Source organism: Nakamurella sp. UYEF19 (genome assembly GCF_040546275.1).
GTDB lineage: Bacteria > Actinomycetota > Actinomycetes > Mycobacteriales > Nakamurellaceae > Nakamurella.
The window spans coordinates 1-1,476 of record NZ_JBEPNO010000067.1 but is presented as its reverse complement, the minus strand read 5'-3'; the positions used below and the strand labels follow the sequence as shown (position 1 = coordinate 1,476).

General features: G+C 64.5%; 2 protein-coding genes. Both read right to left on the bottom strand.

From position 1 onward, the window contains the following. Positions 1–1,093: IS66 family transposase (gene tnpC / locus ABIB25_RS29130; RefSeq protein WP_354532007.1), on the bottom strand; the 1,093-nt coding region annotated here is incomplete at its 3' end. Next, positions 1,072–1,350: a DUF6444 domain-containing protein gene (locus tag ABIB25_RS29125; RefSeq protein WP_354532006.1), complete on the bottom strand. Its 279-nt coding sequence runs from the start codon at positions 1,348–1,350 to the stop codon at positions 1,072–1,074. The genes tnpC and ABIB25_RS29125, both read right to left, overlap by 22 nt. Positions 1,351–1,476 lie beyond the last annotated feature (126 nt).

The following is a 1,476-nucleotide window of genomic DNA, read 5'->3' as shown; positions in this document are numbered from 1 at the left end:
GGGCTGTGATGCCGTTTTTGGCGCATGTTTGTAGGTAGGAGCGCAGATCGGCGAAGTGTTGGGCTCCTTTCTGGGTGCGCATGGTGCCCGATATTTTTTGCCGGATCTTGGCCATCCGGATTTCTTGTTCGGCGGCGTTGTTGGAGAACGGGATGGCGGGGTCATGCGCGAATTTGAGGTAGTCGACTTCCCGTTTGCCGATGCGGCGGGCCAGTGCTCGGTGTTTGCGTCCCAGGGCGCCGGCGGGGTGGGTGGCGGCGAGCAGGGCGTGGCGGATTTCGGTGGTGTGCCTGTTGCTGATCGCGGCGGGTACCGGTTGGTCGTTGCTGGCGGCGGCGGCGTGGTGCAGGCCCAGGATGGCGTCGGTGATCTGCTGCGCCCAGCACCAGGTGTCGGCTTGGTCGGTGGTGGCGTGGTGGTCGGTGACGGCCTGCAGTTCACGCAGCAGGTGGCTGTTGCACAGGGCATGCTGCGCGGCGGTGTAGGTGTCATACGGTGCCCAGGCGTCGTGGACGGCGGTGCCGGTGTAGCCGGGCAGGATCCCCATCTGATCCATCGCTTCGGTGCCCCGTTTGCGGTGGAAGAACAGTCGGCTGTACTGCGGGGTGGACGCGGAGTGCAGCCAGTGGTTGCGACCTTCGCAGCGCAGCCCGGTCTCGTCGAAGTGCACCACCGGCGAGGCTGTGATGCGGGCGTTGACCTGGTCCAGGAACTGCGTGAGATCACCGGCCGCTCTGCTGGTCACGGCGGCGACGGTGCCGTCGGAGATCGGGATGGTGAACAGTTCGCTGATGGCCTGGGCGGTACGTTTTTTGGACAAGAATTGACCCATGAACAGGTAGATGATGACTGCGCACATGGTCGGTCCGTACGACGCCGGGGCGGCGGCCTGGGCCGGTAGGTCGCCGGTGGTGGTCTTCCCGCAGGGGCAGCGGCGGGTAATGATCTGGTGCTCGGTGACGTGCACCTTGATCGGCGGGATGTCGAACACCTGCCGGCGGGAACAGTTGACTTCCGCAGCACCGGTGAGGTCGGCTCCGCATCCATGGCAACCGTAGGGTTCGTGCCGGATCACCACGTCGGGGTCAGCCACCTGGGCCAGGGTCTGTCCGCGGTGCCCGTCCTGCCCTCCGGGCTTGCGCTTGGAGGCCTTCCGCAACGAACGGGTCGCGGGTTGGCGGGGCCATCGGTCGAGGGTGGCTTGGAGGAGTTGCGCGAGTTGGTCCGCAGTTGCGCTTCCAGGTCGGCGACCCGCACCTTCAGGGCGGCGTTCTCCGCTCGCAGGGCATTGAGTTCGGTGCGCATTTCGACGATGAGTTCCACCAGTTCGGTGTACGTCGGCTGCATCATTCCACAATTATCGCATTCATCTCAACCATTGTTTCGTGGCGCGCCGACACTCCGTGGAACTTCAGAAACAAATGTCGATCACGAGGTAGGTCGGAGCCGATCCGAGGCCTCAGACCTGACCAGTTA

Bases quoted from the DNA above. Each gene is read 5' to 3' on its own strand.
- ABIB25_RS29125 (WP_354532006.1), bottom strand. From the start codon at position 1,350: ATGATGCAGCCGACGTACACCGAACTGGTGGAACTCATCGTCGAAATG.